Annotated in this window: 19 protein-coding genes and 1 riboswitch; of the genes, 6 read left to right on the plus strand and 13 right to left on the minus strand. The window is 60.1% G+C overall.

The features are described from left to right. Window positions 1-94: 94 nt before the first annotated feature. Both CZ203_RS01670 and CZ203_RS01675 read right to left on the minus strand, forming a co-directional pair. Window positions 95-1,354 (minus strand): HD-GYP domain-containing protein, encoded by a 1,260-nt coding sequence (locus CZ203_RS01670; protein ID WP_159456310.1) that lies wholly within the window; start codon window positions 1,352-1,354, stop codon window positions 95-97. Between the two features lie 166 nt (window positions 1,355-1,520). After that, entirely contained in the window at window positions 1,521-2,444 is a 924-nt protein-coding gene (locus tag CZ203_RS01675; RefSeq protein WP_087064352.1) for a LysR family transcriptional regulator, read from the minus strand. A gap of 122 nt (window positions 2,445-2,566) precedes the next feature. Here CZ203_RS01675 and CZ203_RS01680 point away from each other — a divergent pair, with 122 nt between their 5' ends. After that, window positions 2,567-4,192, plus strand: a complete 1,626-nt coding sequence (locus CZ203_RS01680) for an FAD-dependent oxidoreductase (protein ID WP_087064471.1) — start codon at window positions 2,567-2,569, stop codon at window positions 4,190-4,192. A gap of 35 nt (window positions 4,193-4,227) precedes the next feature. Beyond that, window positions 4,228-5,181 carry a 4Fe-4S binding protein gene (locus tag CZ203_RS01685; protein WP_087064353.1) on the plus strand — a complete coding sequence of 318 codons (954 nt, stop codon included), beginning with the start codon at window positions 4,228-4,230 and terminating at the stop codon, window positions 5,179-5,181. A 123-nt stretch (window positions 5,182-5,304) separates the two neighbouring features. Here CZ203_RS01685 and CZ203_RS01690 read toward each other — a convergent pair whose 3' ends face one another. The 9 genes from CZ203_RS01690 to CZ203_RS01725 form a co-directional block, all read right to left on the minus strand. Continuing rightward, the gene (locus CZ203_RS01690) at window positions 5,305-5,904 is read right to left on the minus strand and encodes a folate family ECF transporter S component (protein ID WP_087064354.1); all 600 of its coding nucleotides are present in this window, start codon (window positions 5,902-5,904) and stop codon (window positions 5,305-5,307) included. 61 nt (window positions 5,905-5,965) lie between these two features. After that, window positions 5,966-6,069: riboswitch (THF riboswitch) on the minus strand. A 38-nt stretch (window positions 6,070-6,107) separates the two neighbouring features. Then, window positions 6,108-6,905 (minus strand): Cof-type HAD-IIB family hydrolase, encoded by a 798-nt coding sequence (locus CZ203_RS01695; RefSeq protein ID WP_235847436.1) that lies wholly within the window; start codon window positions 6,903-6,905, stop codon window positions 6,108-6,110. A 124-nt stretch (window positions 6,906-7,029) separates the two neighbouring features. After that, the gene (locus tag CZ203_RS01700; protein WP_227104553.1) at window positions 7,030-7,416 is read right to left on the minus strand and encodes a metal-dependent transcriptional regulator; all 387 of its coding nucleotides are present in this window, start codon (window positions 7,414-7,416) and stop codon (window positions 7,030-7,032) included. 10 nt (window positions 7,417-7,426) lie between these two features. Beyond that, window positions 7,427-9,439 carry a ferrous iron transport protein B gene (feoB, locus tag CZ203_RS01705; protein WP_200809408.1) on the minus strand — a complete coding sequence of 671 codons (2,013 nt, stop codon included), beginning with the start codon at window positions 9,437-9,439 and terminating at the stop codon, window positions 7,427-7,429. Window positions 9,440-9,446: 7 nt separating this feature from the next. Beyond that, complete coding sequence (locus tag CZ203_RS14855) at window positions 9,447-9,668, minus strand: FeoA family protein (protein ID WP_200809409.1); 222 nt, start codon at window positions 9,666-9,668, stop codon at window positions 9,447-9,449. A gap of 184 nt (window positions 9,669-9,852) precedes the next feature. Further along, entirely contained in the window at window positions 9,853-10,221 is a 369-nt protein-coding gene (locus tag CZ203_RS01710) for a hypothetical protein (protein ID WP_087064355.1), read from the minus strand. A 24-nt stretch (window positions 10,222-10,245) separates the two neighbouring features. After that, complete coding sequence (locus tag CZ203_RS01715) at window positions 10,246-12,441, minus strand: DUF6449 domain-containing protein (RefSeq protein WP_087064356.1); 2,196 nt, start codon at window positions 12,439-12,441, stop codon at window positions 10,246-10,248. Beyond that, window positions 12,416-13,315, minus strand: a complete 900-nt coding sequence (locus CZ203_RS01720; protein WP_087064357.1) for an ABC transporter ATP-binding protein — start codon at window positions 13,313-13,315, stop codon at window positions 12,416-12,418. The genes CZ203_RS01715 and CZ203_RS01720 overlap by 26 nt, the downstream gene beginning before the upstream one ends. Further along, complete coding sequence (locus CZ203_RS01725; protein WP_087064358.1) at window positions 13,312-13,689, minus strand: GntR family transcriptional regulator; 378 nt, start codon at window positions 13,687-13,689, stop codon at window positions 13,312-13,314. Before CZ203_RS01725 ends, CZ203_RS01720 begins: the two co-directional genes overlap by 4 nt. Before the next feature lie 258 nt (window positions 13,690-13,947). Here CZ203_RS01725 and ung point away from each other — a divergent pair, with 258 nt between their 5' ends. Then, a complete protein-coding gene (gene ung / locus CZ203_RS01730) occupies window positions 13,948-14,634 on the plus strand; it encodes a uracil-DNA glycosylase (RefSeq protein ID WP_087064359.1) in 687 nt (228 codons plus the stop codon). Window positions 14,635-14,703: 69 nt separating this feature from the next. Here the strand turns inward: ung and CZ203_RS01735 are convergent, their stop codons facing one another. Then, a complete protein-coding gene (locus CZ203_RS01735; RefSeq protein ID WP_087064360.1) occupies window positions 14,704-15,048 on the minus strand; it encodes a phenylpyruvate tautomerase MIF-related protein in 345 nt (114 codons plus the stop codon). Between the two features lie 206 nt (window positions 15,049-15,254). Here CZ203_RS01735 and CZ203_RS01740 point away from each other — a divergent pair, with 206 nt between their 5' ends. Then, the gene (locus CZ203_RS01740; RefSeq protein ID WP_159456312.1) at window positions 15,255-16,256 is read left to right on the plus strand and encodes an alpha/beta fold hydrolase; all 1,002 of its coding nucleotides are present in this window, start codon (window positions 15,255-15,257) and stop codon (window positions 16,254-16,256) included. Next, complete coding sequence (locus tag CZ203_RS01745; protein WP_087064362.1) at window positions 16,237-16,548, plus strand: heavy metal-binding domain-containing protein; 312 nt, start codon at window positions 16,237-16,239, stop codon at window positions 16,546-16,548. Before CZ203_RS01740 ends, CZ203_RS01745 begins: the two co-directional genes overlap by 20 nt. 129 nt (window positions 16,549-16,677) lie before the next feature. On the opposite strand, the gene rpe is transcribed toward CZ203_RS01745, so the two are convergent. Further along, a complete protein-coding gene (rpe, locus tag CZ203_RS01750; RefSeq protein ID WP_087064363.1) occupies window positions 16,678-17,358 on the minus strand; it encodes a ribulose-phosphate 3-epimerase in 681 nt (226 codons plus the stop codon). A 321-nt stretch (window positions 17,359-17,679) separates the two neighbouring features. Between rpe and CZ203_RS01755 the strand changes: the two genes are divergently transcribed. Further along, window positions 17,680-21,411, plus strand: a complete 3,732-nt coding sequence (locus CZ203_RS01755) for a phosphoribosylformylglycinamidine synthase (protein WP_087064364.1) — start codon at window positions 17,680-17,682, stop codon at window positions 21,409-21,411. Window positions 21,412-21,459 lie beyond the last annotated feature (48 nt).

Consider the following 21,459-nt stretch of genomic DNA (forward strand, 5'->3'; position numbering starts at 1 on the left):
AATTTTTTGCAATTTGCAAAACAAAAACTGTAAGAACGGACATGCAGTGCGCCTGCCGTTCCTACAGTTCCCTGCGCCGCCGGGCGGGACCGGTTCAAAAACGGACCGCTTCCAGCGTCCGGCTGCGGATATCCTCTGTAAAGCACGCCCTGATTTCGGCATACTCCTGATGCATCCGGTGGTACATTTCCAGCACCGGTACGCACTTCCGGCTGACCGCCTCCATAATGCCGTCGAAACGGTCGGATAGCAAAGTCACTACCTGCGGGTCGAGCAGCCCCTGCGCGGCCTGCGCTTTCAGGATGGATAGGGCTTTTGCCTTTGGATACGCCTCTTTATAGCTGCGCGTCCCGCACAGCGCGCTGACGATGTCGGCAACCGCGACAATGCGCTCCGCCATTGACAGGTCGTCCGCGCAAAGCCCGGCGGGATATCCCGAGCCATCCAGCTTTTCATGGTGGCGCACCGCAATGCGCTTGACTGCAGGGTCGATGCAGTCCCCGAGTATCTCATCTGTGATCATGACGTGCGTGCGCATGACTGCCATCGCCTGCGGGCTGAGTTTTCCCGCGAACTCCAGGATTTCGACCGGGATGCCGATTTTACCGATGTCGTGCAGCAGCGCCCCCAGGAAGACCTTTTCCTGCCCCTGCCCGTCAAAGCCCATGATGCGGGAGAGCTGCAGGCTGATCTGCGTAGTTGTAATCGTGTGCGTGACCGTGTGCTGGCTACGGAAATCGATCGCGTAAATGAGCATTTCCAGGTATCCCACCACTTCGTCCGGCGCAAGCACCGTATCGCCGGCGAACGCCGGGAAATCGTCCGGCGCGTATTGGCCCTCCAAAATCCCGCTGGACGCCTCCGCCCGCCAGAGCAGGTCGATGGCCTCGGGGGAAAACTGCGTGCCGCGCTTCTGCCCCAGGTATTCTGCCAGCCGTTTTTTATCCAAGCCTACGTTTTCCAAGAATACGTCGACCCGATCCGCCAGGCTCAGGATTTCGGTCAAAAATACATGCGCCGTATCCATCGTCCGCAGCCAGTCGTACCGCAAATGATGGAACAGGATGGCCTGTGCGTATTCAGACAGCGGGGAAAGGTCGCGGATAAACAGGTATCCATAAATCGAGTGGTCCCAGACGTCCTCGGTCTCAAAACGGAGCATGCTGCTGATTTCCTCGGTTTTGTAGGCGCCCACATCGTGCAGCAGCGCCACCATGCCGAAATCCTGGATTTGGCGCTGCGTGTACCCGCCGTGCGCCCGCGCAAGGCCGGTGACAAGAAGCGCCACGCGCTTGCCGTGCTCCACCAGCCGCGGGTCGACGTGATCCAGCGTCCTCTGGATCAGCTTTGCCATATCACGTAAATCTTCAAGGCGCATGCCACACACTTCCGTTCCTCCCGCCCGGCGCGCAAACCAGCCTGCCGGCGGCGTTTTTTTAAGATATCCCTATTCTAACGGATATCCGCCGGTTTTAAAAGTGTTTTCTTTATTTAAAATTTATATATTTTTGTAACGCCCTTCACCGGTTGGCCAGGCGGTACATTCTCACGCCGGCCGTGCCCCCCTGGTGCTGAAACTGCTCAAGCACCGCGCAAAAGCGTTCTATTGTTGCATTGATCAGCTTATTCTTATGATATACCAGGTTAAACGTACGGTCCCAGTCCGCCCCCTCGTTGCGGAAAAGGCGTACGCCGCCGTCCCGCGCCGCATCCTCAAACAGCCGCGCGGAAACCACGGCCAGGCAGTTGTTGACGCTGACCGCCTGCCGGATCGCGTCAAAATTGTTATACTCAAACACGGTGCGGAACGCAATGCGCTGCTCCGCGGCATACTGTTCAAACAGCTCCCGCGTGCCGCTGCCCTGTTCCCGCATGGCAAATTCCATCCCGTTGAGCTCGTGGCTATAGACGGTTTCCTGGCTGAAAAACGGGTGCCCGCGCCCGCAGGCAAGCACCAGGTAATCCGGGAGCATCGGGATGCTGATCAGTTCCGGATCCTTCACGCGCCCTTCGACCAGCGCGATGTCCAGCTCGTTTTTCATCAGCTTGCTGCAAATTTCCGCCGTGTTGTTGGTCGTACCGTAAACCTCCACTTGTGGGTACTGCGAGCGGAACGCCTGCATGACCCGCGGGAAAATGCTGCTGCCGATCGTGAGCGTTGCGCCGACCCGTAGCCGCGTGCGGTGATGTTCCCCCTCCATAAACTCCTCGAGGAACTCAAACCGGGCGACGAGGTCGCGCGCCATATCCAGCAGCTTTTCGCCGGATTCCGTAATATGCAGGCGGTTGCCTAGGCGCTCGAACAGCAGCACGCCGTAATGCTTTTCCAGCTCCGCGACCTTTTGGCTGACCGATGGCTGCCGCACCCTGTTCTTTGCCGCCGCCGCGCTGATGCTGCCCAGCTCCGCCACATCCACAAACAGTTTTAAATGCCAAACCGTCATCTTGACCCCTCCATAGTTTTTCCCTATACCTATTATAATTATTATAGGGCTATACGAATGCTTTTACAAGTGTTATGGTATTAACAAAGAGAAGCCTATGCTTTATGAAAGGGTTGTTTATCATGAAAGTGCTGATTATCGGCGGCGTGGCTGCCGGCACCAAGACCGCAGCCAAGCTCAAAAGGGAGCACCGCGACTGGGACGTCCAGATCCTCACCAAGGACAGGGAGATTTCCTATGCCGGCTGTGGGCTGCCGTACTATGTAGGCCATGTGATTGAAGACCGCGCCGAATTGATTGTCAATTCCCCCGAAAGCTTCGCTGCGCAAACCGGCGCCTCCGTGCGCACCCGCACCGAAGTCACCGCGGTCAACCGCGTGGAGAAAACGGTTTCCGCCATCGACCTGGAATCAGGCGACTGCAGCACTTATACATACGATAAACTGGTCATTGCCACCGGCGCGCGCCCCTTCGTCCCGCCGGTACCGGGCACCGGCCTGAAAAACGTCTTTCTCATGCGCACCCCGGAAGACGCCTACGCGCTGCGCGACGCAGTGGACGGCGGCGGCATCCGCCGCGCGGTCATTGTCGGCGGCGGCTTCATCGGCCTGGAGGTTGCGGAAAACCTGCTCGCGCGCGGCGTGAAAGTCAGCGTGATCGATATGGCCGACCATATCCTGCCCGGCTTTGACCCCGAAGTGCAGAACCATGTCGAAAACCGCCTTACCGACCAGGGCGTCATGACCTTTACCGGTACCCGGTTCGAAGGGATCGAGGGCGACGGCAAGGTGGAGAAGGTGCTGACCAGCCGCCGCGCGTTTAAGGCGGATGCGGCGATCCTCTCCATCGGTATCCGCGCGAATACGGAATTCCTCGCGGACACCGGCATTGCGCTTATGCCCAACCGCACCGTGCAGGTCAATGCGCAGATGCAGACCAGCGATCCGGACATCTTCGCGGTCGGCGACTGCGCCTGCGTTGTAAACGCGCTGACGCACGAGCCGCAGTGGGCGCCGATGGGTTCGGCCGCCAACCTGGAGGGCCGCCTGCTGGCGCGCCACCTCGCCGGGCATGAAGTCGCTTTCCGCGGCGTGCTTGGCACCGGCATCTGCCAGCTCCCGGGCTTTGCCGCCGGCCACACCGGCCTGACGGAGGCCCAGGCTGCCGCCGCAGGCTTTGACGCGGTTTCGGTCGTGTGCGCAGTGGACGACAAGGCGCATTACTTCCCCGGCGCGGGCGCGATGCTGATCAAGCTGGTTGCAGACCGCGCGACGCGCCGTGTGCTCGGCGTGCAGGCGCTCGGCGGCTACGCGGTCGACAAGGTGGTCGATATTGTAGTAACCGCGCTCTACCTCGGCGCGACAATCGACCAGCTTGCGGATATGGATCTTGCATACGCGCCCCCGTTCTCCACGGCAATCCACCCGCTTGACCATGCGGTCAACATCCTGATGAATAAGCTGGACGGCACGCTTGAGACCTTCACCCCTGCGGAATACCTCGCAGGCGCGGCGGAAGGCTACCAGGTCCTGGACGCCTCCATGCAGCCGACCATCGAGGGCGCGGTCTATGTCGACCTTGCCACGGTGAACGGCCCGCTCCCCGAATTCCCGCTGGACGCCAAGCTGATGCTGGTGTGCGCCAAGGGCAAGCGCGCCTACATGCTGCAGAACCGCCTGAAGTTCTACGGCTACACCAACACCCGCGTCCTGGAAGGCGGCTCGCTGTTTAACGGCACTTCGTATTAATCCCATAAAGTGAAATGCAGGAGGAATAAGATTTTATGGCAACTTTGACGGTAAGCCCGCTCGAAGAGAAACGCGTGAAGGCGCTTGGTTTCCTGAGCAACAAAGGCACCGATAATTTTTCCGCCCGTATTATTACGGTAAACGGTAAAATCACCGCAGCACAGCAAAAGTGCATCGCCGAAGCCGCTGAGAAATTCGGCAACGGCATCGTTACTTTTACGACCCGGCTCACCATCGAGGTGCAGGGCGTCCCCTTTGAAAAAGTTGAGGATTTCCGCGCCTATATCGCCAAGGAAGGCCTTGTCACCGGCGGCACCGGCTCCAAGGTGCGCCCCGTGGTATCCTGCAAGGGTACGACCTGCCAGTACGGCCTGATCGACACGTTCGCCCTGTCCGAGGAAATCCACCACCTCTTTTTTGAAGGCTACCATGATGTCAAGCTGCCGCACAAATTCAAAATTGCGGTCGGTGGCTGCCCGAACAACTGCGTAAAGCCCGACCTGAACGACCTCGGCATTATCGGCCAGATGATCCCGCAGTACGACGAAGAGGAATGCATGGGCTGCAAAAAGTGCAGTGTGGAGGAATCGTGCCCGGTGGGCGCGGCGCAGCTCAAGGACGGCCTGCTCGCCATTGACCCGGCCGCTTGCAACAACTGTGGCCGCTGCATCGACAAGTGCCGCTTCGACGCATTGCCGGGCGGCGTCAACGGCTATAAGATTTACATCGGCGGCCGCTGGGGCAAGCGCATCGCGCAAGGGCGCGCGCTCAACCGTGTTTTCACCGACAAGGCGGAAGCGCTATCCATCATCGAGAAAGCCCTCCTCCTCTTCCGGGAACAGGGCAAGACCGGCGAGCGTTTCTCCCAGACCATCGAGCGCCTGGGCTTTGAAAATGTCGAGCAGCAGCTCCTCGCGGACGACCTGCTCGCGCGCAAGGACGAGATCATTTCGGCGAAGCTCCACGAAACTGGTGGCGCGACCTGTTAAACCGGCCTCATCATCTTTCTATATTATTTCCTTTTTTCCAAAAGCAGCAGCCCGGCATTTTTGCCGGGCTGCTGCTTTTCCACAAATAAACGGCCTCCCCGGTTTGGGGAGGCCGTCACTGGTTTAAACTTTTGGTTTTACGGGATTTACCACCGGAACCGGCGGCGTGGACGCGCGCATCCTTTCGTACAGGTCTGCGATCAGGTTGGTCGCCAGATAAAGCAGGATCGCTTCAAACGGCAATAGCAGGACATTCTTTGCCAGGCGCGCGGGGAGCAGCAGCGCCATGGCCTTGCCGCCGGTCATGGACAGCCAAAGGGTGTTCAGGCCGACGTTACACACCAGGTTGATGCACGCCTTTGCGCCGAACGCACGCAAGCGGTTCGGGCGGCGGCCATAGAACCACAGGCCATAAATCAGGCCGCCCATGATCGCCGTGATGGTGTAGCCCGGGAAATACGCGCCGCCCACCGGGTTGACCAGATAGCCGAGCACATCGGTGCAGAAACCGGCCATCATGCCGACCGTGGGGCCGAACAGCATCGCGATGCTGGCGTTCAGCAGAAAGCCGATGCCGACGCGCAGGTCGGGCGACAGCCAGATACGGATGTTCAGCAGGTCCATCGCCACATTCAGCGCGATGAGCAGGGCGGTAAGCGCGATGCACCGCACGCTTTTCAGCTCATGCAGCGACGCAACAAAGGGGTTGCGGTTTTTTTGCATAGAAAAAACACCTCCAAAATTTGTTGCTACAAATTAAGAGGTGTCTCGCCTCAAAATATGCAGCAGCGGGATGCGACACCCGTACCGCAAGGAGGGACACTCCCTTTCGTCCGCCGGACAACTCCCCGTTCCGTCGGCACTTTACGCACGGATATCTACTCTGCCAATGTTTCGTCTTATTTTATCGCTTCCTGCCGGGTTTGTCAACCGGGCAGGCCGAATTCGCGCAGCAGCACCTGCGTGACCCCGTCCTCGTCGTTGGAGGGCGCTTCATAGCGGCACAGGCGGCGCAGGCCGGGGTGCGCGTTTGCCATGGCGTAGGAATGCGTGACCGCCTGCATCAGCTCGCAGTCGTTCAGGTAATCGCCGAAAGCCATGCACTCGTCCGGCGTGATATGCAGCCGCTGCTGGATCTGCCGCATCGCGCCACCCTTATTGGTGCCCGGCTCCATCAGGTCGACCCAGCTGTCGCCCGACAGCACGACCTGGAACCGCGCCGCACAGGGCGCCAGCGCCGGGTATGCCGTCCGCTCCGCGCTGTGATGCTGGAAGACCGCCACCTTGCAGATGACGTCCTGTTCCGCCGCCGCAAGCACATCCGGCACGCGCTGCAAACGCGCATAATACATCCCGGCGTTTTCGTTAAAAACCGGGTCGCCGTCCTCGAGGTAGGCCGACTTCGCGCCGCACAGGATGACATGCGCACCCAGCAGCGCGCGCACCAGCTTCACCGGCGCAGCCAAGTCGGCCGCCGGGATTTCGCAGGTATAGAGCGGCTTCCGGCCGTCGAACACCATTGCGCCATTTTCGCTGATAAATAGCATTTCATCCTCAAAACCCGCAAAATTCTGGAGCAGGTTATAATATTGCCGCCCGCTCGCCGCGGCAAACCGCACGCCGCGCGCACGCAGCGCATGGATCACTGGGAACAGGCGCGGGGAAAGGCGTTTCCGGCTGTCCAGCAGCGTGCCGTCCATATCCGCGGCCACTAATTTAATCACAAGCAATCACCCCTGTCCCCCTTATTGTATCCGGCTTCCGCCCTATAAATCAAGCGGCAACCGCCGGGCTTTCGGAATTTCAGCAAAAAAGAGACCCGCAGCGTGTAAACGCTGCGGGCTTTGGTTATTTTTCCGCCTTTTCCTTTTGGTACAGCCAGCGTGACACGTGCGCGAGCAGCTCCCGGCTGACCACATGCTCGATACGGCAGGCGTCCCGCTCCGCAATTTCCTGCGCAACGCCCAGGCCGTCGCGCAAAAAACGGAGCAGCAGGTCGTGGCGGGCGCGCACCTCTTTGGCGCGCTTGACCCCTTCCCCGGTCAGCACCACCTCGCCGTAAAACGAAGGCTCCACCAGCCCCGCCTCCCGCAGCACGCCGAGCGCCTTGCTCACGCTGGCGCGGGATACGCCTACCCGGCGCGCCACCTCCACCGAGCGCACATGCCCTTGCTCGCGCTGGATGTCCCAGATGACCTCGAGGTAATTCTCGCCCGATTCATGCAATTCTTTCACGCGGCACCTCCTAGAAAAACAGGCTGCCGGCCTGGAAAATCAGCAGCGCCACAAGGTACGCGAGCACGGTTTGGAACGCGGCCGCGCCAAGCGCCCATTTCATGCCGCCCATCTCCCTGCGGATCGTCGCAAACGCGGACATGCAGGGCATATACAGCAGCGTGAATACCAGGAAGGAATATCCCGCCAGCGGGCTGAACACCTGCCCCAGGACGCCGCTGAGCGCGGCCGTGCTACCCGCGCCGTAAAGCACGCTCATGGTGGATACGACCGCTTCCTTGGCCACGAGGCCGGTCAGCAGGGAGACCGAAGCCTGCCACTGCCCAAACCCGAGCGGCGCAAAAACCGGCGCGATTACCGTGCCCAGCACGCCGAGGATGCTGTCTGCGGAGGAGGCCGCCACCTGGAAGGTGGGCGTAAAGTTCTGCAGCAGCCAGATGATGATGCTCATCAGGAAGATGATCGTACCGGCCTTGGTGATAAAGTCCTTTGCCTTTTCCCACATGTTGAGGACCGTGCCCTTGAAGGTGGGCATGCGGTACGGCGGCAGCTCGAGCACGAACCCGGCCGAAACGCCCCGGAACACGGTCTTTTTCAGCAGGAAGCCCGCCAGGATCGCCACTACGATGCCGAGTATGTACAGGCTGAACGTCACAGCGCCCGCATGGTCCGGGAACAGCGCCGCGGAAAACAGCGCGTAGACCGGGAGCTTCGCCCCGCAGGACATAAAGGGCGTGAGCATGATGGTCATGCGGCGGTCCTTTTCATTTTCCATGGTACGCGCCGCCATGACCGCGGGCGTCGTGCAGCCAAAGCCCATCAGCATCGGGACGAACGATTTGCCGGACAGGCCGATCTTGCGTAGCAGGGTGTCCATAATAAAAGCGATACGCGCCAAATAGCCCGTGTCCTCCAGGATGGACAGGAAGAAAAACAGGATGACGATCTGCGGCAGGAAGCTGACCACACCGCCCACGCCGGCAATCACGCCGTCGCAGATCAGGCCGACCAGCCACGGCGCGGCGCCCACATGCGTCAGCGCGCCCTCTACCGACGGGGACAGCCATCCGTTGATCGCCCCCTCCAGCAGGTCTTTCAGGAAGCCGCCGACCGGCCCAAAGGTCGTCGCAAACATCAAAAACATCAGGAACGCAAAAATGGGCAACGCGAGCCACTTGTTGATAATGATACGGTCGAGCTTTTCCGTCGTCGTGAGCGGCGGGTCCTCCGGCCGCGTTACCGACTGCCGGACCGCGTCCTCCACAAAATCATACAGCGCGTCGGCGAAGATCATTTCGCGATCCTCGCTGTTCATATGGCTCGACAGCCCCGAAGCGATCCGTTCCACCTCCGCGGCGGCTGCGGGCGGCAGCTCCACCTGCGCCTTCATCGCCGCATCCCCTTCCAGCAGCTTCGCGCTGTAAAACGGCAGGCTTGCGCGCCGCACCGGCAGGCACTCCAGCACCTTTGCCGCGCGCGTGATCGCAGAACCGACGCCGTGCAGGTAAGCGGGCTGCCTGCGCGGCGCTTCCATCTCCCCGACAAGCATCCCCATCAGCTCGTCCATATTTTCGCCGCGTTTCGCGGAAATCGGCACGACCTTTACGCCAAGCAGTTCCGAAAGGCGGTTACAGTCGATTTCAATGCCCTGCGCGCGGCAGTCGTCAATAAAGTTCAGCGCAACCACCATCGGCATGCCGAGCGCAATGAGCTGCAGGGTCAAATACAGGTTGCGTTCCAGGTTCGCGGCGTCCACGATATTGAGGATGCCGTCCAGCTCGTCCGAAAGCACGAAGGAGCGCGCGATGATCTCTTCCTGCGTATAGGGCGACAGCGAATAGATGCCCGGCAGGTCGACCATGTCGGCGGCCTTGCCCCCGTACTTGACCTGGCCGGTTTTGCGGTCGACCGTCACCCCCGGCCAGTTGCCGACATGCTGGTTGGAGCCGGTCAGCCGGTTGAACAGCGTGGTTTTGCCGCTGTTCGGGTTGCCGATAATGGCAAGCGTCTTATTTTTTCCCATTTTCCTCTTACCTCAAACAGATTTTGCGCGCTTCCTCGCGCCGCAGGGACAGGCTGTACCCACGCAGCCGAACGGCAACCGGGTCGCCGAACGGCGCGATGCGTTCCATTGTGATCGGCACGCCCTTGGTGATGCCCATATCGAGGAAATGCCGTTTCATCGCGCCCTCCGCCGTGATACTGTCCACAATGCCGGACTCCCCGGGCTTTAATGTATTCAGGGTCTTCATCTCTATCCCCGCTCCCCCTTATATGCCAAAAATCCGGCCAGCGCGCATTCCCCATACCGAATGCCCGGCGCTCCCGGCGCAATTTGTTAACTATGGTTAACATTATTGTATGCCATCGCTAACATATTGTCAACCCTACCCACCGTTTTGTATGTACAAAATAGGGCAGCCCGAGGGGGCTGTTTTATAACATATGTGCAGGGCACGGAAAAAAGACCGCCCCTCCCCGTTTGGGGAGGAGCGGTCTCATGTCCTGATACCTGCGCCGCAGGCGGTAGCATACGGTGCAGGCCTGTTCCCTACGTGCTTTCCACACGGATAGGTGCGACGGGCAGCCGCAGCGCGCCCCTTCCGGGCAGCCGGTGCAGATGCGGGCGGCCGGGCGGGAAGGAAGGCGCCGCCCGATGCGCCGGACGTCCTGCCGCCCGGCTGCGATTTCCAGCGTCTGGTTCTCGTGCTGCCGCAGGCCGGCATACAGCCTGCACACCCCGCAGATCGCCGCCGCTAGCAGCAGCACCGCCGCGAGCTGGCGCAAGGTTTCCGCCCTTCTCATCCCGTCTCCACCTCCGTCCATTGTTTACTGCTGGGGAAAGTATTTTGCAAACACCTGCTCCGGCGCCTTGCCTTCCGGGTAGTACAGGTGCGTTCCCTGGCCATTTTTGAACTGCGCTATAATTTCAAAGCCCTTTTCGCCCAAAACATAGGCATCCGCATCGAACATGACGTCCGCCGAGGAAAGTTCCGCGTCGGTGACCGCATCCTGCAGCAGCGCTTCCAGATCCGCGCGGTCGGTTACATTGGCCGTCTCTTCCCCGGCGTTTTTACCCTGATACCGCATCTGCCCACTGTAAGTGGTATCGTCCTCATGGTTATAGAGGTGCAGCTCCGCGGAGATGACGTTGTCAGGCGTCAGGCGCACCGGGGTAACGCCGGTATAGCGTTCGATGCAGGCCAACGTCTCCTTATAGCTCGGATACACCGCGATATCCTGGGACGTGGACCGGATCGTGTAGCCGTCGCCATATCCCGTCATCGCCTCCATCCCGTTGCGGATCGCCAGTTCCTCTTCCCGCGTCGTCAGGTTGAGGAACACCAAACGCAACACCGGCGCTTCCGTGCGCGCCTGTCCGGGCGTAAACTGCAGCATATCCTTCCGCAGCGCCTCCAGGATCGCTTCGACCTCGTCCTGGTTGCTGTTAGAAGCTGCGGCGTTGGCATTATTATAGGACGTATACGGCTGCAGGCTGGTATAGACATCGACTTCGTCGCGGCCTGTCAGCGCATAGGTGAAGGCCGGCGCGCGCTTTGTGATATATTCCTCGGAAAAACGGATCTGGTCAAACAGCCGGTCGTCCGCCTCGTCGTGCGGGATCACATACGTACGGCTGGCCTCCCCGCCGCCCTTCTTGAGATAGTTTACGGTCAGGCGGACCGTACGGTCGGGCTCAGTCCCCAGGGAATCCACGCCCTTGCGCGCGAGCGAGAGCACCGCATCGATATTTTCCGGGTCGGTCAGGTCGGCATATTCGCTGGTGGCTGGCTGCCACGCGCCGCCGCCGCCGTCGCCTTCATAGCCGCGGTACTCCACGCCGACCGCTTGCAGATCGCCGGCTGCCGGCAAGTAGCGGTCGTAGCCCGTGATATCAAAGGCCATACAGGCGATACATACGGCAAATACGGCGCCGTAAACCAGCAGGGATTTCCAGTGCCGGAAAATGGCCTTGAAATCAAAGCTGTAGATGATTTCCATCAGGAAATGCGTCAGCACACCGCCGGCGAGGAAGCCGAAGAAAAGCCAAAGCTTGCTGTTGTCGACGATGTTATAGAAAATCCAGCCCACGCCGACCGCCATAACGGTGCAGCACCAGAACTTAAGCGGCGCGCGCAGCCCATTAAACGCAATGGCCATCCCCGCACATTCGCTCTTACGGCGCTTGAACAGGAAGAACGCCAGCGCGGTCAGCAGCACCGCGACTGCCAGATACGCCAGCAACAGCAGCCAAACGCTAGTATCGCCCGTTGTGGCATACATGGCCTTGCCCTGATACTGGTACGGGATCAAAAACAGGTACTGTATGACCGGCGATAGGCGCATCATGAGGTTGCTGCTGAAACCTGCCAAGTCCGTGTAGGTCTGATAGAACGTCATGCAAAGCGTTTCCCATAGCATCACCGCCGCCGACAAGGAAAAGGCCGACCAGCCGAACAGCAGCAGGGTGACGATCGTATTGCCGCACAGCACGGTGCAGGCCACCGCGAGCGCATACACGGCAAAGAAAAAGATCAGGTTCGCGCCGATGGTGACCAGCGGCTGTGATGCGGCGACCGCATCCCCGCACCCGCTCGCCAGCGCGATCAGGTAGGCGACAAGCTGCATCACGATATAACACGGCAGGACAATGACCGCGCCCGCCGCGTAATTGCAGGCGAACAGCTTGCCCCGGCTGACGGGCAGGCTATGGTAAAAGTCCGTGCGCTGGCGCGAATGCAGGTAGGAGAAGATCGCGACCGCGCATACTACAGCCAGCACAATCATGACGGCCTTTGCAAGCGGGCTTTGCAGGCCGATGAACCCTTGGATCTTCTCCTTCATCTCCAGATGCTTGATCATCGGGACGGCATAGTCCCGGTTGTTGATTGTCTGTACCGACATTGCCACCGGCAGGGGCAGTGTAAAGGCAAAGCCCAGAACGGCCAGCGTGACCGCCCAGATATTGCGGCGCAGCGTTTCCCGCAGCAGCCCCGCATTAAAGGATGAGTTTTTTAATGTCATAACCGACCACCTCCGTTTCGCTGATAAAGATCTCCTCGAGGGAGAGCGGGAGCAGTTCGAAAAATATCGGCTGCAACGCCGCCACACGGTTTTGCAGCAGCTCGCGCGAGCCGCGTGCCGTAATCGTATAGAGCGAGCCCCGCTGGTCGATCTGCAGGATTTCCACGCCGTCCAGCATCGTGCGCTCAAACGGGCGGTCAAAGATGCACTGCAGCTTGTGGATGCCAAGCTTCATATCGTCCAGGTCGCGGGAAAACAGGATGCCGCCCTTGTGCAGCAGGCCCACATGGTCGCATATGTCCTCTAATTCGCGCAGGTTGTGCGACGCGATGATGGGCGTCATGCCGCGCTCGGCCACGTCGGCCGCAAACAGACCCTTGACCGCCTGCCGCACGACCGGGTCAAGCCCGTCGAAGGTCTCGTCGCAGAACAGGTAGTCCACGCCCGCGCACACGCCGCAGATAACGGAGACCTGCTTTTTCATGCCCTTGGAAAAGGTGCGGATTTTGCGGTTGCCGTCCAGGCCGAAGCCTTCCATCAGTTGGCGGTACCGCGCGCCGTCAAACTTCGGGTACAGTTTTTTATAGAAATCGCGCATTTCATCCGGCGTGCAGTTGGAGAAAAAGTACTGCTCGTCGGAGATATAGAAGCAGCGCCCCTTGAGCGGTACGTTTTCATAAATATCCTGCCCGTCGATGGTTACACGGCCGGCGTCCGGCCGCAGGATGCCGGCAAGCATCCGTAAAAATGTCGACTTGCCCGCGCCGTTCGAGCCGATCAGCCCAAAGACCGAGCCGTCGCGTATCTCCGCGCTCACCTCATGGATCGCGTTGATATCGCCAAAGCGCTTGGTCGCGCCTGCCGCTTGTATCATGGTTTCCCCTCCTTTATGCCTGTCGGGATGACCCAGCTGATCAGCATCTGGTCATCCGCCCCCAATTCGCGCGCTTCCTTCGCCCGCACGGTGATTTCCGTTTCCAGCTCCTGCAGCCGCCGTTCCCGCAAGGTTACGCAATCCGCCGAGATAAAGTTGCCCTTACCCTTGACGGAATAGACGACGCCGCGTTTTTCCAGTTCGCCGTACGCCCTTTGAATGGTATTGGGGTTGATGGAAAGCTCCATGGCAAGCTGGCGCACGGACGGCAGCTGGCTGTCCGGCGCGAGCGCGCCGCAGATTGCCATCCGCTCAAAGCTGTCCGCCACCTGCTCATAGATCGGCCGGCCGTCCCGGTAGTCGATATGCAGCATGCGTGCCCGCCTCCTTTCTGTACGGTGTATTATCCGTACTATGTGTCTTAGTACACTTAGATTATAGCACATGCCCGCCGCTTGTCAACAGATTTTTCCTGCCTATCTATAACACGATGGAGCCCGCCTTTTTGTTTCAGCGCCTGCAAAAACATTTTCATCCTGGCCGGATGCGCCCCAATATGGTATAATAGCCGCAAAGCATCATTTTTCACACATTTTCCGCCGGGATACCGGCAAAAGGAGCACATAATCATTATGGTACAGCTTGGGAACGAATGGGACGCGCTTTTAAAAGAGGAATTTGAAAGCGGCTACTATCAGAAAATCCGCGCCTTCCTCAAGGAAGAATACGCGCAGCATCATGTATATCCCCCGATGAAGGACATTTTTAACGCCCTGCGTTATACGTCCTACTCCGACGTCAAGGTCGTCCTGCTTGGGCAGGACCCCTATCACGGCCCCGGCCAGGCGCACGGGCTGTGTTTTTCCGTCCGCGCGGGGGTCGAGCCGCCGCCGAGCCTGCGGAATATTTTTAAAGAGCTGCAGAGCGACCTTTACACCGACACGCCCCCTTCCGGCGAACTGACGGCATGGGCAAAACGCGGCGTGCTGCTGCTCAACACGGTGTTGACCGTTCGGGAAGGCCAGGCAAACAGCCACAAAACGATCGGCTGGACGCAATTTACGGACGCGGTCATCCGCAAGCTCAACGGGCGCGAGCAGCCGATGGTGTTCCTGCTCTGGGGCGGCAATGCGCGCAGCAAGAAGGCGTTGATTACCAACCCCAACCATCTGGTGCTGGAGACCGTGCACCCTTCCCCGCTGTCGGCATATAACGGTTTTTTCGGCTGCCACCATTTTTCACAGGCCAACCAGTTCCTGTACGACCATGGCGTCCAGCCGGTCAATTGGGATCTTTGCGACACCTCCGACGTGCTGTAAGCACGTGTAAAAGCACAAAAAAGCCGTCCGGCACACAGCAATGCGCCGGACGGCTTTTTTATCCGCTTCTTACTTCATGGAACCCTTGGTGCCCCAATTTTCAAACTGGCTGAAAGTCAGGTACATCTGGTCTGCCGGGATGCCGGTCGCATCCGCGACGACCTGGAACGCGGCTTCCGTAAATGCCTTTTTGTAGGCAAACTCGGTCTCTCCATAGATTTTGACGTCGAGATAGGCGAGTTCCTCACGGCGCGTACCTGCAAGGTACATGGTATGCCCATCGGTTACATCGATCATAAGCGCCGCTTCGTTCTTGCCGGGGATCACGGTAATCTTTTCCCCCAGGCCCTTCATAATAGCGTCCTTCTGTGCGTCGGAAAGCGTTTTTGTTACATTTACACTGATATATGGCATGTTTTTCACCTCATCTAATTTTTACCGCCGTATGCCCTTATTATAGCTTGCCAACCTATGAAAAACAAGGGATTGCCGCGCAAATTTTTAAACCATCTGTAAACTTTGACAAAATCTCTCGCCGCATGCATACATTTGTGGTATGATAGTTACAGATTTAACCGCCTGTCCCTATGGCAATCATTCCAACGTTAAGGATTGATTTTATGAATATCAAATGCACCCAAAACATGTTTAAAAGCGCCAACGGTACGGCCGGGATCACCTATTACATCCTCCAGCCCGAAGGGGTGGAGCTGCGCGGCATTATCCAGTTGTCCCACGGGATGTGCGAGTATTTTTCCCGCTACACCACGTTCGCAAAATACCTTTGCGGACTGGGGTTTATTGTGTGCGGCAACGACCACCTCGGGCACGGCAGTTCGGTTTCCAAAACCGCCGACCTCGGCTTTTTCGCCCCGCGTAACGGCTGGCAGTACCTCGTGCAGGACATGCAGCACCTGACCGACATCATGCAGCAGCGCTACCCCGACCTGCCCTACTTCGTGCTGGGGCATTCCATGGGTTCGCTCATCACCCGGCTTTATATTACCGAATACGGCGACCGCCTGCGCGGCTGCATCCTATGCGGCACCGTCGGCCCCCACCCCTTTGCCCGCACGGCAATGCGGATGGCAAATTCCGTTGCACATTCCCGCGGTACCACCTACCGCAGCGCGTTCCTTTCCAAAGTCGTATTTAAAAACTTCAACCGTAAAATCAAAAACAGCCAGTCGCCTTTCGACTGGATTTCCCGCGACAAGCAGGTCGTGGCGCTGTACCAGTCGGATGAAAAGTGCAACTTTATCTTTACCGCAACCGGCTTCCGCGACCTGTTCAACCTGATGCTGTGCGCCAATAACGCCAAATGCTTCCGCAGTACCCCCAAGGGGCTGCCGATCCTGATGCTTGCGGGCGATATGGATCCTGTGGGCAACTACGGGGAAGGCGTGCGCCAGGTCGCCAATTTTTACCGTGCCGCCGGGATCAGCGACCTCGACGTGATTTTTTACAAGGACGGGCGGCATGAACTGCTGAACGAAACCAACCGCCGCGAAGTTTTCGGCGACATCTCACGCTGGCTCGAACGCCAGCTGGGTGTGGCGCAGGACTTCCCCGACGGTACGTGCAGTCCAAAGGAGGACGAAAATGCTACTGACAACCACTGAAAACATCCCCGGCAAGGCCTACACCGCGCTCGGCCTTGTGCGCGGCAGCACGATCCAGTCCAAGAATATCGGCCGCGACATCACGCAAAGCTTTAAGACCATTGTTGGCGGCGAGCTGGGCGCCTACACCAAAATGATGAACGAGGCGCGCGACCTCGCGGTAGAGCGTATGACGGCCGAAGCGCAGCAGCTCGGCGCGGATGCGGTGGTCATGGTCCGTTTTGCTTCCGCCTCCGTCATGCAGGGCGCGGCCGAGGTCATGGCCTACGGCACGGCGGTCAAGTTTGACTGATCCGCAGGGCGCGCCTGGAACTTAAATATGCGGCACGGCCATCATTCACCGTATATGGCCTTGTGCACAAGCGGCTGTTTGCCTTCAAAAAAGCCCCTCCGTTCCTCATATGAACGGAGGGGCTTTTTCTTACTTTGTCCAGTCCGCCTTGGCGGCGCCTTCCTCAAATTTCTCGTGGAACGCCTTGACATTGCCCGCAATGTCCCCGCCGAATACGGCCGACCCCGCGACGATCACGTCCGCGCCCGCCGCGACGATGTCCACGACGTTCGTCAGCTTGGCGCCGCCGTCGATCTCCAGCTCGCACTGATAACCGTTCTCCTGAATCGCCTTGCGGACGAGCCGGATCTTGTCCATGCATTCCGGGATGAAGCCCTGTCCGCCGAAGCCCGGCTCTACCGTCATAATGAGCACCATGTCGCAATAGGGCAGCAGCGGCAGCAGCACGTCCGCCGGGGTGCCGGGCTTAATGGTGCAGCTCGCCTTGATCCCCGCAGCCTTGATCTTCTTGAGCTGCCCAAGCGTGTCGCCGTTCGACTCATAGTGCACCGTAATGATGTCGGAACCCGCCGCGATGAAATCGTCCAGGTACTTGTCCGGGTCGGAAATCATCAGATGCACGTCGAGTACAGAATCGGTGGCCTTGCGCAGCGCCTTGACCACCGGCGCACCAATTGTAATATTCGGCACAAAGTGGCCGTCCATTACGTCGACATGCACATATTCCGCGCCCGCGTCGACAGCGGTCTTCACGTCGCGCGCAAGGTTTGCAAAATCCGCGGACAGAATGGATGGGGACAGCTTAATCATATGTTCTTTTCCTCCTAAGTTCGCCCGTATGAACCCGCGCGCCCCGCGCGGCATAGGCTGGTAATACAGCGGCGGTAAGCCGCAGGGGCGTGATGCAAACCGGATACCCGGTTGCCGCCAGCCTGCCCCGCCGCTTTTTGAATATGGGGGCTGCGCCAGCCGGTGCGGCCCCCCTTTGCATTTCTTAAGCATAGTATACACCAACGCGCCCCAATTTTAAAGTGGTTTCGTCATACGCTTCCTTGATTTTTACATAAAAAGACGGTATCATATATGTATATGCGAAATAAAAGAATTTTCCGCTGAAAAAGGAGTCTCAATATGGCAGTTTTAAGATGCTTTGCAGAAAAACGCCCCGGTTTTGACGTAGAGGCCCGCAGCCTGTTCGCCAGCCTGCACGACCTTCTGGAAATCAAGTCCCTGACCGGCGTGCGGTACCTGTGCCGTTACGATGTGGAGGGGATCGACGGCGATACATACGAAAAGGCCAAGAACATCGTCTTTTCCGAGCCGATGGCCGACGTGTGCTACGACGAGGACTTCCCCCGCCCGCAGGGCGCGCATACCGTGCTTGCCGTCGAGCCGCTGCCCGGCCAGTACGACCAGCGCGCCGATTCCTGCGCCCAGTGCATCCAGCTCATGACGCAGGGCGAGCGCCCGGCCGTCGCCGCCGCAAAGGTCTATATCCTCGAGGGCGGCCTTTCTGCCGCGGAGCTTGAAAAGGTCAAAAACTACCTGATCAACCCGGTCGATACCCGCGAAGCCCCCCTTGCGAAGCCTGCGACCCTGAAAGCGGTTTATGAAATCCCGACGGCGGTCGACACCGTCGCCGGCTTTACCACGATGGACGAGGGCGCGCTGTCCGCGCTGCTCAAGTCGCTCGGCCTCGCCATGGACCTGGACGACCTCAAGTTCCTGCAGCGCTACTTTGCCGAGGACGAAAAGCGCGACCCGACCATCACCGAAGTCCGCATGGTCGATACCTATTGGTCCGACCATTGCCGCCATACGACCTTCCTGACCGAAGTCGACAACGTCACGCTGGACGACCCGCAGGTACAGGAGGCGTTCGACCGTTACCTCGCCGCCCGCGTCGAGGTCTACGGCGAGGAGAAAGCCGCAAAGCGCCCGGTCACGCTGATGGATATCGCGACCGCGGCGGCCAAGGTGCTGAAAAAGCGCGGCTACCTCAAAAACCTAGACGAATCCGAGGAAATCAACGCTTGCTCCATCCGCGTCGACGCCACGGTCGACGGCAAGAAGGAACCCTGGCTCCTGATGTTTAAAAACGAGACCCACAACCACCCGACTGAAATCGAGCCCTTCGGCGGCGCGGCGACCTGCCTGGGCGGCGCGATCCGCGACCCGCTCTCCGGCCGCAGCTATGTTTACCAGGCGATGCGTGTCACCGGCGCGGGCGACCCGACCGTCCCCCTGTCCGAAACGCTCGAGCACAAGCTGCCGCAGCGTAAGCTTGTGACGACCGCGGCCGCGGGCTATTCGTCCTACGGCAACCAGATTGGCCTGGCCACCGGCCTTGTGCACGAGATTTACCATCCCGGCTATGTCGCCAAGCGGCTCGAGATCGGCGCGGTCGTCGGCGCGGCGCCGGCGGGGAATGTGATCCGTGAAGTGCCTGACCCGGGCGATATCGTCATCCTGCTCGGCGGCCGTACCGGCCGCGACGGCTGCGGCGGCGCGACCGGCTCCTCCAAGAGCCACACGGCGGAATCCCTTGAGACCTGCGGCGCCGAGGTACAGAAGGGCAACCCGCCCGAGGAGCGCAAGATCCAGCGCCTGTTCCGCAACCCGGAGGTCACCCGTATGATCCGCCGCTGCAACGATTTCGGCGCGGGCGGCGTGTCGGTCGCGATCGGCGAGCTGGCGGACGGCCTGGACATCAACCTCGACGCCGTCCCCAAGAAGTACGACGGCCTGGACGGCACCGAGCTGGCGATCTCCGAATCCCAGGAGCGCATGGCGGTTGTCGTGGCACCGGAAAACGCGGACAAATTCATCGAGGCTGCGCGCCAGGAAAACCTGGAGGCGGTCGTCGTCGCGACGGTCACCGACCGGAACCGCCTGCGCATGACCTGGAACGGCAACCGGATCGTGGACGTTTCGCGCGATTTCCTGAACACTAACGGCTGCGCCAAGCATGCGGACGCCGTCGTCCCCAAGATGGACGTGCCGTCCTTCTTCTGCTACCCCGCGGGCGACAGCCTGAACGAGCAGCTTCTGAACCATGCGGCCTCGCTGGGCATCTGCCTGGAGCGCGGCCTGGTCGAGCGCTTCGACGGCTCGATCGGCGCCTCCTCGGTCTTCATGCCCTTCGGCGGCAAAAACCAGCTCACCCCCGCACAGGCCATGGCGGCGACCATGCCCGCCCTGCACGGCCAGTGCTCGACCGCTTCGGTCATGGCTTACGGCTTTGACCCCTACTTCACCGAGGAAAACCCCTTCCTCGGCGCGTCGTGCGCAGTCCTCGAGTCCGTCGCGAAGCTCGTCGCCGCAGGCTGCGATTACAAGGACGCATACCTGACCTTCCAGGAATATTTCGAGCGCCTGAACCGCGACCCCAAGCGCTTCGGCAAGCCGCTCGCCGCGCTGCTCGGCGCATACAAGGCGCAAGAAGAGCTGCACCTCGGCGCGATCGGCGGCAAGGATTCGATGTCCGGCTCCTATAACGAGATGGACGTCCCGCCCACGCTGGTGTCCTTTGCCATTGCGCCGCAGGAAGCGGACAAGCTCATCTCCCCCGAATTCAAGGCCGCCGGCCACCCGGTCTACTGCTTCGACGCGCAGTTTGACACCGACGGCGTGCCGGATTACGCCTCCATTATGGAAATGTGGGAGCTGGTGCAAAACCTGATCGCAGAAGGCAAGGCGGTGTCCGCCTGGGCGCTGTCGGTCGGCGGCATCGCGGAAGGCGTCATGAAAATGGCCGTCGGCAACGACGTCGGCTTTACCTTTGACGATATGTTCCCCATCGAAGCGCTGTTCGGCAAAAACTTCGGCGGCATCCTGATCGAGGCGGCGGAGGACCTGCCGGGCTACTGGCTGGTCGGCCGCACGTCCGAAGCCCCAGCCATCACGGTCGAGGGCGCGTCTGTCGCCCTTTCTGAGGTCAAGGCCGCGCTGGAAGGCACGCTGGAGGGCGTGTTCCCGACCCGCGCCGCCGCTTCTGACAGCAACCTGCGCACGGTTTCCTATACGGCGCGCGGCACGGCCGCCCCGGCGGTCAAGTCCGTGAAGCCGCTTGCGGTCATCCCGGTGTTCCCGGGCACGAACTGCGAGTACGACACCGCCAAGGCGGTGGAACACGCCGGCGGCGCGGCCGAGATCATCGTCGTGCGCAACTTCTCCCACGAGGCGCTGGCACAGTCCGCCGAGGCGCTGGAGGCAGCGATCCGCCGCAGCCAGATGGTCATCCTGCCGGGCGGCTTCTCCGGCGGCGACGAACCGGACGGCTCGGGCAAATTCATCGCCTCCTTCCTGCGCAACCCGGCCATCCGCGACGCGGTGCACGAGCTGCTGCGCCAGCGCGACGGCCTGATGCTCGGCATCTGCAACGGCTTCCAGGCGCTCGTCAAGCTCGGCCTGGTGCCTTACGGCGAAATCCGCGACGAGATGACGGCGGACGACCCGACCCTGACCTTCAACCTGATCGGCCGCCACCAGTCCCGCTATGTGACGACGCGCGTTTCCTCCGTCAAAAGCCCGTGGCTGTCCTCCTGCGAGGTCGGCGACCTGCATTCGATCGCGGTCTCCCACGGCGAGGGCCGCTTTGTCGCCCCGCAGCACGTGATCGACAGCCTGGTGGAAAACGGCCAGGTGGCGTTCCAGTATACCGACCTTTCGGGCGCGCCGTCCATGGACATCGCCTATAACCCCAACGGCTCGATGTGCGCCATTGAGGGCATCACCTCCCCCGACGGCCGCGTCCTCGGCAAGATGGGACATACGGAGCGCTTCAGCCCCTATGTCGCCCGCAATATCTACGGCGAAAAGTACCAGCCGATATTCGAAAACGGCGTCCGCTATTTCAAATAATGATAAAAATCCCCCGCTGCCCGTCCCGTACGGCGCCGCGGGGGATTC

The organism is Intestinibacillus massiliensis (assembly GCF_900155735.1).
In the GTDB taxonomy this organism is placed as follows: Bacteria; Bacillota; Clostridia; order Oscillospirales; family Butyricicoccaceae; genus Intestinibacillus; species Intestinibacillus massiliensis.

Coding starts and splice junctions, on each gene's coding strand:
- CZ203_RS01690 (WP_087064354.1), bottom strand. CDS start 5,904: ATGCAAAAAAACCGCAACCCCTTTGTTGCGTCGCTGCATGAGCTGAAA.
- CZ203_RS01745 (WP_087064362.1), top strand. CDS start 16,237: ATGCTACTGACAACCACTGAAAACATCCCCGGCAAGGCCTACACCGCG.
- CZ203_RS01710 (WP_087064355.1), bottom strand. CDS start 10,221: ATGAGAAGGGCGGAAACCTTGCGCCAGCTCGCGGCGGTGCTGCTGCTA.
- CZ203_RS01740 (WP_159456312.1), top strand. CDS start 15,255: ATGAATATCAAATGCACCCAAAACATGTTTAAAAGCGCCAACGGTACG.
- CZ203_RS01755 (WP_087064364.1), top strand. CDS start 17,680: ATGGCAGTTTTAAGATGCTTTGCAGAAAAACGCCCCGGTTTTGACGTA.
- CZ203_RS01725 (WP_087064358.1), bottom strand. CDS start 13,689: ATGCTGCATATCGACTACCGGGACGGCCGGCCGATCTATGAGCAGGTG.
- CZ203_RS01685 (WP_087064353.1), top strand. CDS start 4,228: ATGGCAACTTTGACGGTAAGCCCGCTCGAAGAGAAACGCGTGAAGGCG.
- CZ203_RS01675 (WP_087064352.1), bottom strand. CDS start 2,444: ATGACGGTTTGGCATTTAAAACTGTTTGTGGATGTGGCGGAGCTGGGC.
- feoB (WP_200809408.1), bottom strand. CDS start 9,439: ATGGGAAAAAATAAGACGCTTGCCATTATCGGCAACCCGAACAGCGGC.
- CZ203_RS01735 (WP_087064360.1), bottom strand. CDS start 15,048: ATGCCATATATCAGTGTAAATGTAACAAAAACGCTTTCCGACGCACAG.
- rpe (WP_087064363.1), bottom strand. CDS start 17,358: ATGATTAAGCTGTCCCCATCCATTCTGTCCGCGGATTTTGCAAACCTT.
- CZ203_RS01680 (WP_087064471.1), top strand. CDS start 2,567: ATGAAAGTGCTGATTATCGGCGGCGTGGCTGCCGGCACCAAGACCGCA.
- CZ203_RS01720 (WP_087064357.1), bottom strand. CDS start 13,315: ATGATACAAGCGGCAGGCGCGACCAAGCGCTTTGGCGATATCAACGCG.
- CZ203_RS01715 (WP_087064356.1), bottom strand. CDS start 12,441: ATGACATTAAAAAACTCATCCTTTAATGCGGGGCTGCTGCGGGAAACG.
- CZ203_RS14855 (WP_200809409.1), bottom strand. CDS start 9,668: ATGAAGACCCTGAATACATTAAAGCCCGGGGAGTCCGGCATTGTGGAC.
- CZ203_RS01670 (WP_159456310.1), bottom strand. CDS start 1,354: ATGGCAAAGCTGATCCAGAGGACGCTGGATCACGTCGACCCGCGGCTG.
- ung (WP_087064359.1), top strand. CDS start 13,948: ATGGTACAGCTTGGGAACGAATGGGACGCGCTTTTAAAAGAGGAATTT.